The sequence below is a fragment of the Pseudomonas sp. Irchel s3b2 genome (assembly GCF_900187445.1).
Lineage (GTDB): Bacteria > Pseudomonadota > Gammaproteobacteria > Pseudomonadales > Pseudomonadaceae > Aquipseudomonas.
The window spans coordinates 1-18387 of the sequence record NZ_FYEB01000024.1; the positions used below are offsets into that span (position 1 = coordinate 1).

16 protein-coding genes and 1 pseudogene are annotated in these 18387 nt (G+C 49.0%); 11 read left to right on the forward strand and 6 right to left on the reverse strand.

What is annotated here, in order from left to right; all coding sequences use genetic code 11:
• Positions 1 to 298: 298 nt before the first annotated feature.
• From CKW20_RS28110 to CKW20_RS28155, 10 genes are all read left to right on the forward strand, one after another.
• Positions 299 to 577, forward strand: a complete 279-nt coding sequence (locus CKW20_RS28110; protein WP_030128737.1) for a hypothetical protein — start codon at positions 299 to 301, stop codon at positions 575 to 577.
• A 150-nt stretch (positions 578 to 727) separates the two neighbouring features.
• Positions 728 to 1024 carry an integration host factor subunit beta gene (gene ihfB, locus CKW20_RS28115; protein WP_003369729.1) on the forward strand — a complete coding sequence of 99 codons (297 nt, stop codon included), beginning with the start codon at positions 728 to 730 and terminating at the stop codon, positions 1022 to 1024.
• A 27-nt stretch (positions 1025 to 1051) separates the two neighbouring features.
• Positions 1052 to 1291: a LapA family protein gene (locus tag CKW20_RS28120; protein WP_095055797.1), complete on the forward strand. Its 240-nt coding sequence runs from the start codon at positions 1052 to 1054 to the stop codon at positions 1289 to 1291.
• A gap of 226 nt (positions 1292 to 1517) precedes the next feature.
• Entirely contained in the window at positions 1518 to 2594 is a 1077-nt protein-coding gene (rfbB, locus tag CKW20_RS28125; RefSeq protein ID WP_095055846.1) for a dTDP-glucose 4,6-dehydratase, read from the forward strand.
• A complete protein-coding gene (gene rfbD / locus CKW20_RS28130) occupies positions 2591 to 3484 on the forward strand; it encodes a dTDP-4-dehydrorhamnose reductase (protein WP_095055798.1) in 894 nt (297 codons plus the stop codon). The genes rfbB and rfbD overlap by 4 nt, the downstream gene beginning before the upstream one ends.
• A complete protein-coding gene (gene rfbA / locus CKW20_RS28135; protein ID WP_095055799.1) occupies positions 3481 to 4371 on the forward strand; it encodes a glucose-1-phosphate thymidylyltransferase RfbA in 891 nt (296 codons plus the stop codon). The genes rfbD and rfbA overlap by 4 nt, the downstream gene beginning before the upstream one ends.
• A 49-nt stretch (positions 4372 to 4420) precedes the next feature.
• Positions 4421 to 5344, forward strand: a complete 924-nt coding sequence (locus tag CKW20_RS28140; RefSeq protein WP_095055800.1) for a glycosyltransferase — start codon at positions 4421 to 4423, stop codon at positions 5342 to 5344.
• Entirely contained in the window at positions 5341 to 6303 is a 963-nt protein-coding gene (locus CKW20_RS28145) for an SDR family oxidoreductase (RefSeq protein ID WP_095055801.1), read from the forward strand. The genes CKW20_RS28140 and CKW20_RS28145 overlap by 4 nt, the downstream gene beginning before the upstream one ends.
• Positions 6300 to 7325 carry a glycosyltransferase family 4 protein gene (locus CKW20_RS28150; protein WP_095055802.1) on the forward strand — a complete coding sequence of 342 codons (1026 nt, stop codon included), beginning with the start codon at positions 6300 to 6302 and terminating at the stop codon, positions 7323 to 7325. Before CKW20_RS28145 ends, CKW20_RS28150 begins: the two co-directional genes overlap by 4 nt.
• A 61-nt stretch (positions 7326 to 7386) precedes the next feature.
• The gene (locus CKW20_RS28155) at positions 7387 to 8460 is read left to right on the forward strand and encodes an acyltransferase (protein WP_095055803.1); all 1074 of its coding nucleotides are present in this window, start codon (positions 7387 to 7389) and stop codon (positions 8458 to 8460) included.
• A gap of 221 nt (positions 8461 to 8681) precedes the next feature.
• Here the strand turns inward: CKW20_RS28155 and CKW20_RS28160 are convergent, their stop codons facing one another.
• The 3 genes from CKW20_RS28160 to CKW20_RS29675 form a co-directional block, all read right to left on the reverse strand.
• Positions 8682 to 9743 (reverse strand): acyltransferase, encoded by a 1062-nt coding sequence (locus CKW20_RS28160; RefSeq protein ID WP_095055804.1) that lies wholly within the window; start codon positions 9741 to 9743, stop codon positions 8682 to 8684.
• 521 nt (positions 9744 to 10264) lie between these two features.
• The gene (locus tag CKW20_RS28165) at positions 10265 to 11353 is read right to left on the reverse strand and encodes an acyltransferase (RefSeq protein ID WP_095055805.1); all 1089 of its coding nucleotides are present in this window, start codon (positions 11351 to 11353) and stop codon (positions 10265 to 10267) included.
• 125 nt (positions 11354 to 11478) lie between these two features.
• Complete coding sequence (locus CKW20_RS29675; protein ID WP_176466971.1) at positions 11479 to 11724, reverse strand: hypothetical protein; 246 nt, start codon at positions 11722 to 11724, stop codon at positions 11479 to 11481.
• Between the two features lie 10 nt (positions 11725 to 11734).
• On the opposite strand from CKW20_RS29675, the pseudogene CKW20_RS28175 reads away from it, so the two are divergent.
• Positions 11735 to 12656, forward strand: a pseudogene (locus tag CKW20_RS28175) (IS66 family transposase); the annotation flags it as partial.
• A 217-nt stretch (positions 12657 to 12873) separates the two neighbouring features.
• Here CKW20_RS28175 and CKW20_RS28180 read toward each other — a convergent pair.
• The 3 genes from CKW20_RS28180 to CKW20_RS28190 are packed head-to-tail and all read right to left on the reverse strand — an operon-like array spanning position 12874 to position 18288.
• Positions 12874 to 16164, reverse strand: a complete 3291-nt coding sequence (locus CKW20_RS28180) for a hypothetical protein (protein ID WP_095055807.1) — start codon at positions 16162 to 16164, stop codon at positions 12874 to 12876.
• Positions 16164 to 17480 (reverse strand): ABC transporter ATP-binding protein, encoded by a 1317-nt coding sequence (locus tag CKW20_RS28185; RefSeq protein WP_218228020.1) that lies wholly within the window; start codon positions 17478 to 17480, stop codon positions 16164 to 16166. The genes CKW20_RS28180 and CKW20_RS28185 overlap by 1 nt, the downstream gene beginning before the upstream one ends.
• Positions 17470 to 18288, reverse strand: coding sequence for an ABC transporter permease (locus tag CKW20_RS28190; RefSeq protein WP_095055808.1), 819 nt, complete (start codon positions 18286 to 18288; stop codon positions 17470 to 17472). The genes CKW20_RS28185 and CKW20_RS28190 overlap by 11 nt, the downstream gene beginning before the upstream one ends.
• Between the last annotated feature and the right edge of the window lie 99 nt (positions 18289 to 18387).

Here is an 18387-nt window from a genome sequence, read left to right on the forward strand (position 1 = left end):
ACCTTGGTCTGGTCTCAATACTGGATACGATCAACCGGCTTAGCTGCATAACCTGAACCGCCGTATACGGAACCGTATGTACGGTGGTGTGAGAGGACGGCGGATGTAAATCCGCCTCCTACTCGATTCTGCGATTTGGTGAATCCGGGAAGGATGGTGGCGCTACCAATATTTCTTTCGTGAAACCAACGATCTACATAAGCTGTCTGTAACTTCATGCAGGTCAATCGTCTATTCAAGGCTAGTCTTAGTCTGAAGTGAACGAGCGTTGGACGATCCGCCTGGTAAAAGGAAATAAATGAATAAGCTCATTGTCGTGATAGCAGTACTGACATTGGCAGGCTGTACCACTAGCGCCAAGACTCATGCGGTGCGCGGAGTTAGTGGTATAGAGATCGACTGTTCAGGGTTGGGCTCCGGATGGGAGAAGTGCCACAAGCGCGCCGCCAGGGAGTGCAAAGGCGCAGGTTATAAAGTTGTCGTAAGGTCCGATGACGCGAAGGAGGAAGATGAATTCCCTTTCGGCTTCAATCCTGCGGGTTATCTGACGCGCACCATGCTGGTTATCTGTAGATGAATACGGGGCTTGAGCACGCTTGCGGTGCTCTGAAATCGGGCATCTCATTGCCGGGAAATATATGTCAAGAACTCGGGCTGTTCAAATTCCTCCGGGCATGCTAAAACCTTTGAAGCGCTGATCTAGCTGCTTGAAAAAGAAGGGAAAAATATGACGAAGTCGGAGTTGATCGAACGAATTGTCACCCATCAAGGGCTGCTCTCATCCAAGGATGTGGAGCTGGCCATCAAGACCATGCTTGAGCAAATGTCCCAATGTCTGGCCACTGGTGATCGAATCGAGATCCGTGGTTTTGGCAGCTTCTCTCTGCACTATCGCGCACCGCGCGTTGGTCGCAATCCTAAAACCGGTCAGTCCGTCAGCCTCGACGGCAAGTTCGTTCCGCATTTCAAGCCAGGCAAAGAACTGCGTGATCGTGTGAACGAGGACGAGGAGGAAGGGCTTTGACAGCTGCTGCACTTCAAGGAACCGCTGATGCATAACCTCAAGCGCGTACTTCTCGCTGTATTTGTCCTGTTGCTCGTTCTAACGATCCTGGCGTTCGTTCTTGAGAACCAGCAAGGCGTGTCACTGTTGTTTCTAGGCTGGGCAGGCCCACAGTTGCCAGTTTCACTGATCATGGTGATTGCGCTGCTGATTGGCATGGTGATCGGGCCGATTCTTGGCTGGTTTCTGGGGCGTACGTCCAGAGCCTCACGCAAGCGCCTTGTCTGATTGCAAACAAACCCGTTGTGCGCGCCGAATTTGCGCCACAGCTTGTCCATATCCATTAGTAAAACCTTCATTAAGCTGTAAAATGCTGCGCTTGGTCGATAGGGTATTCCCGTATCGGTTCAGACTGACTCTGTCAGAAGCCACGGCGGGCTTGATGGCTTTTGCATTCATGGATTAGACAGTGCGCGGTTGGCGGCCCTGTCAGCAACTTAAGGGTATGGTTCGCGTGAAAATTCTAGTAACCGGCGGCGCCGGGTTTATCGGCTCGGCAGTCATTCGTCATATCATCTCCAACACTAACGATTCTGTCGTTAACGTCGATAAACTGACTTATGCCGGTAACCTTGAATCGCTGGCTGAAGTCAGCCAGAACTCGCGTTATGTGTTCGAACGCGTCGACATCTGCGACCGTGATCAAGTGGACCGTGTCCTGCGTGAACACCAACCGGATGCCATCATGCACCTGGCCGCAGAGTCCCACGTTGACCGCTCGATCTCCGGTCCGTCTGAATTCATCCAGACCAACATCATCGGCACCTACACCTTGCTGGAAGCAGCACGCCACTATTGGGCGGCACTGGATGATGCGCGCAAAGCCAACTTCCGCTTTCACCATATTTCCACCGACGAAGTCTACGGAGACCTCGAAGGTCCGGAAGACCTCTTCACCGAAACCACGCCGTATCAGCCAAGCTCGCCGTACTCGGCCAGCAAGGCCAGCTCCGATCACCTAGTTCGCGCCTGGGCTCGTACCTACGGCCTGCCGACCCTGGTCACCAACTGCTCGAACAACTACGGTCCGTGCCACTTCCCTGAGAAGTTGATCCCGCTGATCATCCTCAACGCACTGGAAGGCAAGCCGCTGCCGGTTTACGGCAAGGGCAACCAGGTTCGTGATTGGCTCTATGTCGAAGACCACGCCCGCGCACTCTACAAGGTCGTGACCGAAGGCGTGATCGGCGAGACCTACAACATCGGCGGCCACAACGAGAAGCAAAACATCGAAGTGGTGCATACCCTGTGCGCACTGCTCGACGAACTGCGTCCAGACTCCGCTCATCGTCCGCATGCCAGCCTGATCACCTACGTTCAGGATCGCCCGGGCCACGACCAGCGCTACGCGATCGACGCCAGCAAAATTCAGCGCGAGTTGGGCTGGACCCCGGAAGAAACCTTTGAAACCGGTATTCGCAAGACCGTCGAGTGGTACCTGAACAACACTGAATGGGTAGCTCACGTGAAGAGCGGCAGCTACCAGCAATGGATCGACCAAAACTACACGGATCGTTCGGACAAAGCATGAAAATTCTCCTGTTGGGAAAAAACGGCCAAGTGGGCTGGGAACTGCAACGCGCCCTTGCACCGCTTGGCGAATTGATCGCCCTGGACCGTCACCCGGTCGATGGTTTGAGTGGCGACCTGTCTGACCTCGACGCACTGCGCGCGACGATCCGCCAGGTCAAGCCTGACGTCATCGTCAACGCTGCGGCCTACACCGCCGTCGATAAAGCCGAGTCCGAGACTGAGCTGGCCGACCGCGTGAACGGTCAGGCGAGTCGGGTCATGGCTGAAGAGGCTGCATCCCTGGATGCCTGGCTGATTCACTATTCGACCGACTATGTGTTCAGCGGTGAAGGCCTGAAGCCATGGCAAGAGACAGATGCCGTCGCCCCGGTGAATCACTACGGCGCCAGCAAACTGGCCGGCGAGCAAGCGATTACCGCTTCGGGCTGCAAGCACCTGATCTTCCGCACTAGCTGGGTCTATGGCGCTCGCGGCAACAACTTTGCCAAGACCATGCTGCGTCTGGCCAAGGACCGCGACACCCTGAGCGTCATTGCCGACCAGATCGGCGCCCCGACCGGTGCAGATCTGATCGCCGACGTGACGGCATTGGCCATTCAGCAAGTCCTGCAGCGCCCTGAACTGGCGGGCCTGTATCATCTGGCGGCCAGCGGCGAAGTGTCCTGGCACGGCTATGCCTGCCATGTGATCGGTTTTGCCAAGGCCAACGGCGAAGAGCTCGCCGTCACGACGATCAATCCGATCGACACTACTGCTTACCCAACTCCGGCGCGTCGTCCTCTGAACTCACGGTTGAATACACAGAAGCTGCGCGACAATTTTTCTCTGCACTTGCCGGATTGGAAAAGTGGTGTCACCCGAATGCTTATGGAAGTCCTGAATAAATGACCACGACAAATCGTAAAGGCATCATCCTCGCTGGCGGCTCGGGCACTCGTCTGCACCCGTTGACCCTCGGCGTGTCCAAGCAGATGCTGCCGATCTACGACAAGCCGATGATCTTCTATCCGCTATCGGTGCTGATGCTCGCCGGCATGCGCGAAATCCTGATTATCTCCACCCCTGAAGACCTGCCGAACTTCCGCAAATTGCTGGGCGATGGCAGCCTGTACGGCATCAAGCTGACTTACGCTGAGCAGCCTAGTCCAGACGGTCTGGCACAAGCCTTCATCATTGGCGAAGAATTCATCGGCAAAGATCCTTGCTGCCTGATCCTCGGCGACAACATCTTCTACGGTCAGCACTTCTCGGAGAACCTGCGCTCCGCCAGCACTCAAGAGCATGGTGCGACCGTATTCGGCTATCACGTATCGGATCCAGAGCGTTTTGGTGTCGTCGAATTCGACGCTGCCGGCCGTGCCCTTAGCATCGAAGAGAAGCCGCTGAAGCCGAAATCCAGCTACGCGGTGACCGGCCTGTATTTCTACGACAACCAGGTCGTCGAAATCGCCAAGAACATCAAGCCATCCCCACGTGGCGAACTGGAAATTACCGACGTTAACCGTGCCTATCTCGAGCAGAAGACCCTCAATGTCGAAATGCTCGGCCGTGGCTTCGCCTGGCTGGATACCGGTACCCATGATTCGTTGCTGGAAGCCAGTCACTTCGTGCACACCATCGAGCAGCGCCAAGGCCTGAAAGTGGCGTGCCTGGAAGAGATTGCTTACCACAATGGCTGGATTAGTGCCGAGCAGCTGGGTACTCAAGCTGATGCTCTGAAGAAGACTGGCTACGGTCAGTACCTGCAGAAACTGCTGGACTCGCCTTCTCGCTAAGACGAGAGCTATCTCTCTCCAGTGTTCAAATCATGCAAGCAGGAATGGCATGCCAGTAAAATCTCCCAAGGTTGCAGTTTTACTGGCTGCCTACAACGGTATGCATTGGATCGAGGAGCAACTGGCCTCGATCCTTGCTCAGTCTGACGTAGACGTTACCGTACACATCAGCATTGACTCCTCCACTGACGGTACCGCAGCCTGGTGCGCGGCTTATGCAGCAGAGCATCACCAGGTAGTCGTTCTACCGGACGCCGGTAGATTCGGCGGGGCCTCGCGTAACTTCTTTCGATTGATTCGTGATGTCGACTTCGGCTCCTTCGATTTTATTGCCTTTGCCGACCAGGATGACATTTGGCACAAAAACAAACTGAAGCGTGCAGTCGACGCCATTCAAACTCGCCAGGTCGATGCCTACTCCAGCAACGTTACGGCTTTCTGGTCGGATGGCAGCACCCACATGTTAGACAAGGCTCAACCCCAGGTTGAATGGGACTACCTGTTCGAAGCTGCGGGTCCGGGTTGTACTTATGTGTTTAGCAAAAAGCTGGCAGAGTCTTTGAAAGCGGCGATGCTTGAGAATTGGCAGCATCTGCAGGAAGTTACTTTGCATGACTGGTATTGCTACGCTTTTGCCCGCAGTCATGGCTATCGCTGGTATATCGACCCGTTGCCATCCATGGACTATCGCCAACATGAGCGTAATCAGGTAGGTGCCAATAGGGGTTTGAGCCCATTGATTTCTCGTTACAAAACGATTCATGACGGTTGGTGGTTCAATCAGGTGCGGATGATTACTTGTCTGGTCGGGCAAGATTCGGACCCTTTTGTCAAAGCATGGCTGCATCTACGTCATTGGCAACTAATAAAACTGTCTTTCAGTGCTTGGCAATGTCGGCGTCGGGTGCGTGACAAAGTGTTCTTCTTTTTTATTTGTTGGGCTACCGCGTTGATGGGGTACAAAGCTAAATGAAAGCCCCAAAGGTATTGGTGACCGGGGCAAGTGGATTTGTTGGCGAAGCAGTGGTTTTCAGGCTGTTGCTGGACAAGAAATTCATCCCCGTTGCAGCGGCACGCGGCGCAACGCGGCTGAATGGGCTGTGCGCGGTTGTTCCTCTTGAGCTGACGGGTTCAAAAGCGTTGCCCGACCTCAATGGTGTGCAAGTCGTCATCCATGCTGCCGCTCGCGTACACGTGATGAATGAAACTGCCATAGATGCCTTGACCGAGTTTCGTAAAGTCAATGTGGAGGGGACCCTTCGACTGGCACGGCGTGCAGCTGAGTCCGGGGTAAAACGCTTCATTTTCATCAGTTCGATCAAGGTCAATGGTGAAAGTACTGTCTTGGGTAAACCATTCAAGGCTAATGATCTCCCAGCCCCGGCCGATCCCTATGGTGTATCCAAGTACGAAGCTGAAGAGGCGTTGAAGCAACTTGGTCTCGACACCGGCATGGAAATTGTCATCATTCGCCCGCCACTGGTCTACGGTCCGGGAGTGAGGGCTAATTTTCTGAGTATGCTGGGCTGGCTCAATAAAGGTATTCCATTGCCATTGGGAGCGATTGGCAATCAGCGGAGCTTGGTTGCGATTGGAAATCTGGTCGATTTGATTGTCACCTGCATTGATCATCCGGCTGCGGCCAATCAGATTTTTCTGGTCAGCGATAATGAGGACTTGTCTACCACTCAGTTGCTACGACGCCTGGCGTTTGCCCTAGGAAAAAGGGCCTGGTTGCTACCGTTGCCCGAGTGGCTGCTGAAGTTCGGGGCATTGGCATTTGGCAAGCAGACCATTGCGCTGCGCATTTGTGGATCGTTGCAGGTCGATATTAGTAAAAATCGCGAATTACTGGGCTGGTCACCGCCCGTAAACATCGAAAAAGCCATGCGTCAGACCGCTGGCCATTATCTGGAAAAGCAAACTAAATGACTTTTTGGTGGGCGCTACTTGCAGTATTCGTCGCTTCCTGGTTTTTGACGCTATTGCTGCGTCGTTATGCCTTGGCCAAAAGCTTGATAGACATACCCAATGCACGCAGTTCGCATTCCGTCCCGACACCACGGGGAGGCGGTGTGGCCATCGTTGTAAGTTTCGTGTGCGCGCTTCCGTTCCTTGCGGGTCTGAACCTGATGAGTTCGGTCGAATTTTACGCATTACTCGGTTCCGGATTACTGGTGGCGATTATTGGATTTGCCGACGATCATGGGCATATCGCTGCTCGATGGCGTCTATTAGGGCACTTCATCGCAGCCGCGTGGGCGCTCTTCTGGCTTAACGGACTTGCACCACTCACATTTTTTGATAGCACGATCGATCTTGGGTGGTTTGGGAATATTCTGGCGGCTATTTATCTGGTCTGGATGCTTAATCTTTACAACTTCATGGACGGAATCGACGGATTAGCGAGCGCCGAAGCAATCTGTGCATGTGTCGGTGCTGCCATGATCTATTGGCTTGCCGGCCACGCTGCAATTGCCTGGGCACCCTTAATGCTTGCGGGAGCGGTTGCAGGTTTTTTTTGCTGGAACTTCCCGCCTGCAAAAATATTCATGGGAGATGCGGGTAGTGGTTTTCTTGGATTGATCCTTGCTGTGTTATCACTGAGTGCTGCTTGGGTAGCCCCACAATTGCTCTGGGTCTGGGTAATTATGCTGGGGGCATTTATTGTCGACGCCACTTGGACCTTGCTCCGGCGTTTGATCCGTGGGGATGCGGTTTCCCAAGCTCATCGCAGTCATGCCTATCAATACGCCTCACGTCTTTTCAAAAGTCATAAGAAAGTGACCGTCGCGGTCGTTGCCATTAATCTTCTATGGTTATGGCCGATAGGCTTGCTGGTCGGCTTGCAGCGCTTGGAGCCTTTGTTTGGGGTGCTTCTCGCCTATTTGCCGTTAATCGGCGTGGCCTGCCTATTCAGAGCCGGTAGCCTGGAGTTGGCAGCGGACGATTAACGTTCAGAGCCTCCCGATTTTAATCCTCCCGTGATTGATCAATTCCACCAAGGAATGAAGAATGAAGAACCGAGTCCCTTGGCTGGACGTATGTCGCGCGCTGGCTATCTGTTTAGTCTTATTGTCACATGGTCGATGGTTTTTGATTCCTGTCGCACCTTGGACACAGACATTCAAGTTTGGAGGCTTCTTGGGTGTTGAATTGTTTTTTGTTTTATCTGGTTTTCTCATTGGCTCGATCATGATCAGCAAGGTTGAGTCCGCTGAAACCAATTTTGGATGGGTGCGAAACTTTTGGATAAGGCGCTGGTTTAGGACTGTTCCTAACTATGTGTTATTTGTTGTTATCAATATTTTATTACTTTTCAGCATTCGTCCGGATGCGATGCCGAATCTGTTTTTATATCTGACATTTTCGCAAAATCTTGCTTGGCAGCATCCCTCATTCTTTCCAGAAGCCTGGAGCCTGGCGGTGGAAGAGATGTTCTACTTAATCACTCCCCTTGTAGTCGGTGGCTTTTTACTGGTTTTGAAAAATCCGCGGCTTGCTATATTGAATACTGCTCTTACTATTCTGTTCTTTTCGGTTGGTGCGCGCGGATATATTGTTTTAAGTGGGAATCCAACTTTTGATGACGGTGTAAGGAAAATATCATTGTTGAGATTGGATGCGCTGATGGTTGGGGTGTTAATTGCTTGGGGGTATGCATATCTTTGGCATTGGAAACGTATATTTCAAAAGTTCTCGCTTCTTCTGTTTCCGCTATTTTTTGTTGCTGTTTATATTGCTGCGCAACCAGATTCATATTTGAATCAAAGCGTGTTTTTCAGGATTTTTCTTTTTAATTTTGCATCGCTCGGATGTGCTGGGCTGATAGTGTTGGGCATGAATGTTAAGATTCCATCGTTCGTAGATGCTGTGGTGTCAAGAATTGCCAAGTGGTCGTTTTCGGCATACCTGACCAATTTACCAGTGCTATTGTCGATTAGATACTTTTTTCCGGTGCAATCATTGTCGGTAATGTCGTGCGTATTACTCTGGGGTCTTTATGTGATGATGACGTTTTTTACAGCATTTTTAATTTATGAGTTTTATGAAAGAAAGTTCCTCGCTTTACGAGAGCGCATTTCATAAATTATTCCGTGTGACGTTTAAGCTCATAGCTCAAGGCCAATGGTGGGCATAAACTCCACCATCCAAGACGTAGATGTCATGTTCGTCGTGGCTTCTGTAACGGGCAGTCCTATGGTACCTAAGAGACGTTCTCCTGAGGCCTGACAAACGCACCAGTTCGTGGCGCAGTGACGTATCCTGTTAACCATTTTGAACATGACAGTCTTCGAAGAACCCAAAAATTACTGACCAAGCATAGCTTTCTCGGCTCTTAACTCTAGGTACTTTCTTTTTAGCGATAACATGGGCTTTTCTATGAATTTCCATGATATCGCACCGGCGATCCAAGATAGAGGGATTGAGATGATCGCTAGATAGACTGCAGCAATGTCAGGTATGTAGTGTAAAATCGTTGATTGTATGACGAAGGCATACAAATAAATTCCATATGAGAAATCTGATATTAATTTTGGTTTGGGTATTTTTTTGCTATATCCGAATAGCAAGACTACATACGCTATCGTGGTGAATAGTATCGGCATTCCTAGCATTGTTCCTTTGAGGAAGTAACTGAGTAGAGCGAGTGCAGTTGCGATGTACGGGGATATCAGAATATTACTTCGCAGGATGTAGAATGCAGCTCCAATGAAAAAACACATTACGATGTTTATGTTGTCCTTGGAGCCCGGAATTTGTGTTGATAAATTCTCGGAAATTGCATATAGAATCGTTGCGATAGCGGCGATGAATGCCACGCGACTTTTTACTATTGATAGCAGTCCAAGGACCCCAATAATAATGTACAAACGACCTTCGATTGGAATGGTCCAAAGGCTGCCATTTACACTCTTCTCAATCCCTGGCAAAAAGAACACAGTCGTGGAGAGAGATCCATTTGTTAGGATGTAACTCCATGTGCCTGGAGTGGAAAAATACTCAGCAAGAGAAAGGGTTGATATTGTTGGCCCTAAAATGAGTGCGGTAATCATTACGCAGACTATAAGTGCTGGAAAAATTCTTAATATTCTCGAGGAGAAAAAATCGATAATGGACTTGCTGTTGCACATACTTGCAGTTATAAGGTATCCGCTCAATGAAAAAAATATAAGAACTCCTAGTCCGTGAATGGGAAAGCCTAAAATCGTTAAGTGGCTCATGGCCTCTTTCGTATATTCTTTCGATAATCCAAGAGAATGTCCGGCAACTACCATGGTTGAAGCAAGTAATCTGATGTATAGGAAGTTGTTTGTTTTGTCTGTTGCCTTATTTTTAACTAATTCAGATAGCCATTTTCCGATACTCATCAAAATTCCACCAATCGTGCGAATCGCAAAATTCGCATATTTTACTCAATAACCGCCATCTGCGGTTTTTTTTTGCCTGGAGAAAAGTGATGACCCACTGGAGATACGCTATGCTGCGCTTCTCCGGAAGCGTCTACTACAATCCGGCCGCGTAGCGGCAGGCTCAACAGAGAAAGTGATGCTGGCGCTTGTGCTTAGTGTGGCCCGTGGACGCCAATACAGAAACCTGGCTGATGTCGATCCTACAACCTTTACACTTCTTATGTGCAATGGTTGTCCAGTACTAGCTATTAATGAAACAGGCTGCATGGTTCATGACGAAGCGCACGCCCCACTAACCTCAGAATGCTTCACGAATCATCGTCATCGAGAAAAATTTCTTCGGCACAGATCTAGCCGTTTTTCGCGTATAGAGCTATCAAGGTGAAGCTTGAACTTCTCAAGTTAGAAATGCTGTGCGACAGTTGGGGGCTGTCGACAGCAATATCGTTATGGTGGTCTAGACTTGGGGTGGGATGTTTTTATGCTCCAATATCTGTTGTTTGTCGATTGATCAATTTGAAATTTATGTTGCTTGTTTTTTTGAAAAGTAACGAACCGATTTTTATGCATTTCTTTTCAATTAGTATCCAGGAAATATACCCAAGAATGCAGCTTATTATTATTGCGATAATCTGATTGGCCAGGATCCCGTATTCAGAAATATATATTGAAAGGATTTGTTGTACTGGGAATCCCCACAAGTAAACCCCATATGAGATGTCATGGTTGGGTTTTATCTTGAGAAGTGCGGCGGTGCTCGATAGATATATAATCGTAATGAAAATCGCTGAGTATAGCGCGTACATCTCAATTTTTGATCCTTTAAGGATAAAAAATAGCGTCCATGATCCAATGGCGGTGCTGATATTAATATTGATATTTTCTTTAAGTATCGCCATGATTGACCCATACGCAAAGCATGGGCCAAGCATCAGGGTTTCATGATTTGTCGGGAATACGTTATATATAAAATCAAACTTTAATATGGGTGCCGCTGCTATAATTACGAACGTGAAAATAGCGAGAGCGTGGCTTCTGGATATGCCTATCATGAAAAGTGATAGGAGAGTCACGTATGCATAAACTTCATACGGGATTGTCCAGAGAGATCCGTTAACCGTATTTGGATATTTATTAAATTCAAAAACCCCTGGAAGTGCATAGTTTGTATGAAGTGATATATTGCCCGTTATATAGCTTGCAGTTGATGGGTCTGAAAAATACTCCTCTATTGTCTTTGTGCTTAGTATCGGTCCAATGATAACTGTGCATATGATTATCGTTGTTATTAACGCTGGCCAGATTCTAAATAGTCTTGATATGACAAACTCATAGGCGTTACCTTTAGATATAAGGCTATTTGTAACAACTAACCCGCTGAGGAAGAAAAATATCTTAACCGCTAGAGATCCAGAGTAATCATATTCAAGCATTCTCCCTATGAAGTCTGATTGGCCGTTGTTTGGAAGAAGTGCATAGGCATGGCCATATATGACCATTATTGCTGCCAGTATTCTAAATACATCTAGGTTGTTATTTTCTCTTTTAAGTATCGCTGACAGCTTCATTTCGTGCTTCCTGCATAGCGCATGATTTTTGCAGATTGTATCTACTTTGTAAGAAGATTTACATTTTTGAATGCTTCATTTGTTTGCCAATATTCCGTCGCTTAGGAGTTTCGAACCCATCAAGATCAGCGGCGTTTGGTCCTCTGCGGAGAGAAATTCGAAAAATCTTCCTCTACCCCGCGCCCGTGGACTCGGTTGAGCTGGATATCAAAATTGCAGTGTTCGATTTCGTACTTTCTTTTCTGAATCGTCACCCGTTCCGTCTGAGGCGCAAACGCCTCGAATTCGAGCGTTTCGCACATAAGCTTGCTGCTGACGAAGCGATCATTCTGAGGTCCAACTGGAGGCTCGATGGTTTCGACCTCTAGCATAACCGTCCGCATTGGCGAAGAAGTCAGCGAGCAGCTTTAGATCGCGCCGATGCAAATCCGAGTGATCAAAAATGTTCGTAAAGTTTATGGTTCCGGGACTGCCAAGTGGCGCCATTTACGGAGGACACCCCGGGCTCAGTTGATTGAAAAGAGCACGGCCAGCCCAAAAGATCTTGCGATGCTGCTGACCACCAACTACGTCGACGGTTTACCGCTTCATTGTTTCGAAAAAGTGCTGGGCCGCCACGGTATCGATATCCCACACCAGACGTTGGTACGCTGAAACACCTGCAACCCTTGCTCGACTTGATGCGTGATCGGCTGCTGGAAAGTCATGTCATCCGCTGCGACGAAACGTGCGTGCAGGTGCTGAAAGAGCCTGATCGAGAGCCGACCAGCCAATCCTGGATGTGGGTTCAAACCGGCGGGCCGCCGGATCAGCCGGTGATCATTCTTGACTACTCGACCAGCCGGGCGCGGGAAGTGCCATCGCGCCTGCTCGAAGGTTATCGCGGCTACCTGATGACCGATGTTTACGCTGGTTATAACGCCTTGGGCGCGCAATCCGGCGTCGAACGTTTAGGCTGTTGGGCACATGCGCGACGCAAGTTTGTCGAGACGCAGAAGGTGCGAAGGTGCAGCCTAAAGGTAAAACCGGGCGTGCCGATATCGCCCTGAACCTGATCAACAAGCTGTTGGTATTGAGCGAGATATAAAAGAAGCCAGCGATGAACATCGCCACGAAAGCCGATAGCAAAACAGCCTGCCATGCAAACATGGCTGGAGAAAACCCAGCTACAAGTGACGGCGCAAAATGCACTGGGCAAAGCCATCAGCTACCTGGCCAGCAACTGGATCAAGTTGGTGTGCTACACCGAAGCCGGTTACTTGCTAATATGGCAGAGCGTGCGATCAGGCCCTTCATTATCGGACACGACAACTACCCTGACACAGGGGGAGTGTAAGCGCTCCATGAACCCCACATTTTAAAGGTAGGGATCCTTGGCTATCTTGGAATTTGCGGCACGTAGTTCTAGGGCAGCAAGGCCTCAAAGTCTTCTATGCTCGAGGCTTGCCAAGGTGATCGTCTGGAGATGCGGTGAGTGCGGGTGGTATCCTCTGTCGAGTAAAGGCTACCACCTGACTCCGTTAGGGTTTGGGGCTGTTTTCGGAAAGTGCTTTATCGTTTTGTGCCTTGAAAACGTTGACCTTCTCTTGTAGCCGTTTCGCACTATCAGCAATTATGTCCGTATATTGGCTGTTTTTAAAGCCCCACAATGTCGACATGAGCTCTTCTTTGTGGCCTACAAGAAAAGGGGCTGTGGTAATAACGTCAATATTCACCTGCTCTTCAATGAAGCGATCAATGGTGTTTTTATACGGATCGCGGAAGCTTTCGTCCCACTCCATTACCTTTTGGAATACTCTTGCATTGTAGGTGTTGAGAACCATGCTGATCATTTTGTCAATGTGTATAAGTTCAAAGTCGTCAAACTTATCGATTGCTTTGATGTTAGTGTCAGCGTGTAGGTTGGCTATCAAACCAGCGAATATATCCCAGCTCTCACCCTGCGTTTCCAGATGTTCGTGGATCTGATCAAAGCGTTCTTTCCAATCGTTCAAAAACTCGACGTCATCTTCGCAGACAGTGATGTTTTTGAATTTTTGCTCGTGGGCTTTGCGCAAGATGAACTTGTAGCTGAGCCCGCAACCGATCCAGCCAGCGCTGTGGCGTAGCCCCGGGAAGTACTGGAAGCCGGTTTTATTATCCTTCTCGAAGTCTTTTCTGCGCTCTGTCGATTCAGGTAGGCCAAGGCACACGTAATCCGTTTTGAACTCGATATTGTGGCCTGCGATGTCGTAGAAGGTATCGAAATCGATGTGGTCTGTCGCGAGCAAGAAGCGCTGGAAGTAATATTCGAACTCATCTGGAGCGGCGCGCAGGGCTTCTCTGTTGAGCGCGATTTTTTGTTCGCGCCGTGCATCATCGGCCAACCAATAATCAACGTGCGCCATCATCTCATCGATATCGCCGATCTCCGTGAAATCGACGATATTCTGAAGGTTATTATGTTCTTCGATGTCCGAACTACTTTCTGAGACAATTAAAGCATCTTTGGATAGGCACTCATAAATACGGGTCGTTTCGAGAAGCGCGCCCTCATAGTAATGAATATTGACAATGAGTTTTGCTTTCGCGATTTCGTTGTAAAGTGTTTTGCCAAATATGTTGCTAATTACTTTGATTTTGTATTTTCTTTTAAGCGCTGTCAGGTATTTCTGGCGCCTTTCATTGTTTGCATCGCCGTAAAAAAGAATGTCATATTCTTTTTCTACAGGCGCTGTTGTCGCATAGTCGGGGATATAGGATATCGGGGTGTAATAGATCTGCTTAAGGCTTAAACCTTTATCTTGAAGGAATTGGATGTTGAGAGTCGAATAATCAAAGATGGCGTAAGAGTTTTCAAGCGTGCGCAAATAGCTTTCTTCAAACCAGCGTGAGCTGACAGATTGTTCCATCTGAAAGGCGATGTAAGTTCCTGGTAACGACGTGAAGATTTGTGGGCAAATAACAAAGTGCAGCGAGGATTCGAACCCAGTTGCCGGAGCTTCAAAAATGAGGTCGGCGGGAAATCCAGCCCTTTCCAAGTTGCGTTTGATCAATTCTGCAACGAAAATGCAATGTTTCGTAGTTAGAATGTAAGTAGTGGTCTGTTTGCTTAGTTTGATACCGCCAGTGCTAGCTACAAAGTTAACCTCAAGCGTCTGAGTTGAGCGCTTAAGGGTTGCTTTAAGGCCATGTTCGTTGATGTGGCGTACTAAGCGCAACAAAATTTTAGGGTCTGATTTTATTGTGCTGAAAATGCGTTTGGCATGCCTAGCATAAGTTGAAGTGCTATGCAAAAGTGCCGCCACGAGTCTTCTGCTGTAGCGAAGCGGTTTGGTCACTTTCCATGAAGAGCTGCTGAGAATTGTAGCCAGGCGGGCCTGTTCGTCTCGAATATTTCGCTCATACTGCTCGACGATAAGCGCGTTATTACGGACGAGATCTTCCTGCTCTTCTAGCAGTTTTTGATTTTGCTCAAGCAACTGTTGGTTTTCTTCTGACAGTGCACGTTGTTCAGTCAAGGCATGTTGTTGCTCAGTCAACGCCTGTTGGTGCTCGGATAATATCCGTTGGTTTCTCGCTGTAAGCGTTGCGATCTCCTCTGACATTTGTGTTCTTAACTGTGTGATTTTTTCCATGATGTGTTGCGTAGTCCCGTCGTGAATTATTTCTGCTAGAGAAGTGCACTTTTCGGAGTCATATCCATAGCTCTTCATATGCCATTTCAATATTTCGAGTTCAGACGGATTCTGCAATCTGAATCGAATGTAAGAAGGGCTGAAGGCGGCATCGAAAGGGATCAGGTAGGAAAATAAGTAAAATCCGAGACGATTTACTTTGTCCTGTTCAGACGTTGCTTGATTTATAAAAGCAAAGGAATTATCGCCCAGCGCGGTTACCTTTCGTTCGAATAGCAGCGCCTCCAGTCCTACACTGGAATTGATGGTTATAATCTCTCTGCACTTTCCAATAAACTCTATGCTGTTGGTCGAGTCGTCTATTTTGGAGTTAGTTATTTTTAGCGCAAACTGGCTATTAGGATGAGCGCGTATGAGCAGGTCTTTTTTCTCGAGATATCTAGCGTAGGCAATCAGAGAATTATTGTCATAGCCATTCGAGTAGGCAATCAGGTTGGAATCATCTTCTACCTGCAGGGGCACGCCAACGCTGTCGTCAGGGGTGCTCGGAACAAAGTCATAGTCGCAAGCTATAAAAAACTCTCTGAGTTTCTCAACAGTCGTCGGTTGATCACCAAAGGTAGAGGCGACTTTCTGAAAGCGGCTATTCGCCTCGGTGTTTCCATTGACGCCACTGAAATCAAAATACGCCGTCCAGCGATAGTTTGGTGCTCGCAAAGGACCTAGCTCAATATGGATGACCGGAACACCTTTCGCCTCAGCGACTGCCTCGAGAGAAGGGCAGTTTATGCATGTAACTATCGCCTCAGCTTTTTGCCGCTCGGAGGTAAACAGCATCGCTTCGATGGCTTTTTCTAGAAAAGGAATACGTTCGGTCAACAATCGCTTGAAGGCAAGGGTCGGATTGTTGCCCGAACTCTCCATCAGCTGGACAAAGACATCGTCGTTAAAGTGGCTGAAGTGGTGTTTTGCCAATACGTCCTCGGACGGCAAACTGTATCCTAGGTGATCGTAGGATGCAGCTTCGACCTCCCAGCGCTGAGCATCGACAAAGTGTTGTCCACTCTGAAGATAAGACGGCGACATCAGGAAGTGTAGAGCCTCTTCAGACTCATGCACAAACTTATAGAAGACCCAAAGATAAGGGGCTTCCAGGCCTCGGAACGGGAAGGGAGGAAGAAATATGGTCAGCATTAGGCATCTATTACGTTGACGGTGATTGGAGAGTAGACGACGCCCACTTGTTCGCGGGGTGTCCAGAAACGCAGGCGTTGCATAGGACGTCGCTGGTCAAGCTCTTCTCGTTTCCCGAGATGTGCACACGATAATCCACAATGGATCAGGTATTCACTCGCGCTGAGGGGTAGCCGAACCACGTATTCGATTTTACTTTGCCCTTTACGAAGCTTGATCACGGTACCAGCGCTCAGGTTGTTATCCCCCCAGATATCTCCCCCTTGAGCTTTACTGAGCGATATTCCCAGCGCTACGTCTTCGATCTCCTCTGAAGAAGCGATCACGAAGGAAAAACGCAGCTCTTCACCGGACTTGATGATCGGGCGTTCGGAAAGGTTGCTGCCGTCCATTCTGAATATATCGAGGCTTTTAATAATTGCCCGCGCCGAACCGAATCGTTTCTCACCAGTTTCGCTATTAAGTTCCGAGGCCTGGAAGTGTTTGAGTTGCTCTAGGGAATAGCTACCGGTGGACTCATGCGGTGCGAAGGATGGGTTGGACTTGGCTTGTGTGGCGACCATGCCTTTTTCATATGTCAACACGGCAGACAAGACATCTTCGGTGTCGGTGATGACACGTCCATTGTCGATGACCAAGCAACGGTTGGCGTACTCCAAAATGCTACCGGTAGAGTGGGTTACCATTAAAATGGTTGTGCCTCGATCGCGCAGCTTTTCAATTCGCTTAAAGCACTTGTATTGAAAGCCGATATCCCCGACGGCCAGCGCTTCATCGACGATCAGGATATCCGGTTCGATGCAGGCCTGTACCGCAAAGGCGAGACGTACATACATGCCGCTCGAATAGGTCTTTACCGGTTGTTCGATAAAAGAACCGATGTCGGCGAAGTCGATGATTTCATCGTATCGGGCGTCGATTTCAGCCTTGGTCAAACCAAGAATGCTGCCATTGAGATAGATGTTTTCGCGACCGCTGAACTCGGGATTGAATCCTGCGCCCAGTTCCAGCAATGCCGCCACTCGACCGTTGACTTGAGTGGTGCCAGAGGTGCTGTTCAGTGTCCCGCAAATAATCTGAAGCAACGTTGATTTGCCAGCACCGTTGCGCCCGATTATTCCGATGATTTCGCCTTTGCGAACCTCGAACGAGATGTCCTTAAGTGCCCAGAACTCACGGTAATAATTTTTCCTTTCCAACCGCAGCAGGCTTTGCGTCAAAGGAAAGATGAATTGCTTAAATCGATCACGCGGTTCTTCATATATATGAAAGCACTTGTGAATACCTTCGACTTTTATCGCGAGTTCAGAGGACATCAGCAAATCCTTTACGGGTTTTTTGGAACCAGGCGAAACTGATCAAGGCAAAAACGAGGCTGCCCAGAAAGTACAGGGAAAACTCCCTTGGATTCGGGATCACGCCTTGAATCATGACGTCCCTGATAAATTCTATGGAGGGGGTTAATGGGTTGTAGTACAGGAATTTTTGATAATCCACTGGCAACGCGGATACAGGGTAAAAGACCGGTGACATGAACAGCAGAGCGGTGGTGAAGATCCCGATGAACTGCGAAACGTCCCTGAAAAATACACCGAGCGATGACAGCAGCCATCCAGCCCCCATGGAGATAAGCACGATGGGGATGAGTACTATCGGAGTAAGAAAAATGGTCAGTGGCGGTAGCGAAATAAAAATACTGTAGAACGCAAGCCAGACCACCAAGCTGATCACGGTATGGAAAAGTGCCGCGCACAGCGAAATGATAGGAAGGATTTCCAGAGGGAAAATCACCTTCTTCACATAGTTGGTATTAGAAAGAATCAGCCCAGGTGCCCGATTGATATTCTCGGAAAAAAGATTGAATACCAGCAATCCGGCAAAAAGCACAAGTGCAAACTCGGCTTTGGAGTCACTACCGCCACTCCAGCGCGCTTTGAACACTACGCTGAAAACAAAGGTGTATACAGCCAGAGTCAGTATTGGATTGAACAGTGACCAGAGCAGGCCGAAGAGCGAGCCTTGATACCGGCCAACGACCTCTCGTTTTGTCAGTGCACTAATTAATCTACGATTTCTCCAGCTGGACCTGAAAATTTCGAGGGGAGAAATTGCATAACTCTGCATTAGGAAAAAGACTCCGCGGGGTAAGGATTGGCACAGTTTTTGTTCGGTGTAAAAGCTTCGTATGTGGTATCAATCGATTGTGGAATGATTGGACGCTCA

What these genes read in the sequence shown, in the direction of transcription:
- CKW20_RS28110 (WP_030128737.1), top strand. Translation starts at nt 299, where the DNA reads ATGAATAAGCTCATTGTCGTGATAGCAGTACTGACATTGGCAGGCTGT.
- ihfB (WP_003369729.1), top strand. Translation starts at nt 728, where the DNA reads ATGACGAAGTCGGAGTTGATCGAACGAATTGTCACCCATCAAGGGCTG.
- CKW20_RS28120 (WP_095055797.1), top strand. Translation starts at nt 1,052, where the DNA reads ATGCATAACCTCAAGCGCGTACTTCTCGCTGTATTTGTCCTGTTGCTC.
- rfbD (WP_095055798.1), top strand. Translation starts at nt 2,591, where the DNA reads ATGAAAATTCTCCTGTTGGGAAAAAACGGCCAAGTGGGCTGGGAACTG.
- rfbA (WP_095055799.1), top strand. Translation starts at nt 3,481, where the DNA reads ATGACCACGACAAATCGTAAAGGCATCATCCTCGCTGGCGGCTCGGGC.
- CKW20_RS28140 (WP_095055800.1), top strand. Translation starts at nt 4,421, where the DNA reads ATGCCAGTAAAATCTCCCAAGGTTGCAGTTTTACTGGCTGCCTACAAC.
- CKW20_RS28145 (WP_095055801.1), top strand. Translation starts at nt 5,341, where the DNA reads ATGAAAGCCCCAAAGGTATTGGTGACCGGGGCAAGTGGATTTGTTGGC.
- CKW20_RS28150 (WP_095055802.1), top strand. Translation starts at nt 6,300, where the DNA reads ATGACTTTTTGGTGGGCGCTACTTGCAGTATTCGTCGCTTCCTGGTTT.
- CKW20_RS28155 (WP_095055803.1), top strand. Translation starts at nt 7,387, where the DNA reads ATGAAGAACCGAGTCCCTTGGCTGGACGTATGTCGCGCGCTGGCTATC.
- CKW20_RS28160 (WP_095055804.1), bottom strand. Translation starts at nt 9,743, where the DNA reads ATGAGTATCGGAAAATGGCTATCTGAATTAGTTAAAAATAAGGCAACA.
- CKW20_RS28165 (WP_095055805.1), bottom strand. Translation starts at nt 11,353, where the DNA reads ATGAAGCTGTCAGCGATACTTAAAAGAGAAAATAACAACCTAGATGTA.
- CKW20_RS29675 (WP_176466971.1), bottom strand. Translation starts at nt 11,724, where the DNA reads ATGCTAGAGGTCGAAACCATCGAGCCTCCAGTTGGACCTCAGAATGAT.
- CKW20_RS28180 (WP_095055807.1), bottom strand. Translation starts at nt 16,164, where the DNA reads ATGCTGACCATATTTCTTCCTCCCTTCCCGTTCCGAGGCCTGGAAGCC.
- CKW20_RS28185 (WP_218228020.1), bottom strand. Translation starts at nt 17,480, where the DNA reads ATGTCCTCTGAACTCGCGATAAAAGTCGAAGGTATTCACAAGTGCTTT.
- CKW20_RS28190 (WP_095055808.1), bottom strand. Translation starts at nt 18,288, where the DNA reads ATGCAGAGTTATGCAATTTCTCCCCTCGAAATTTTCAGGTCCAGCTGG.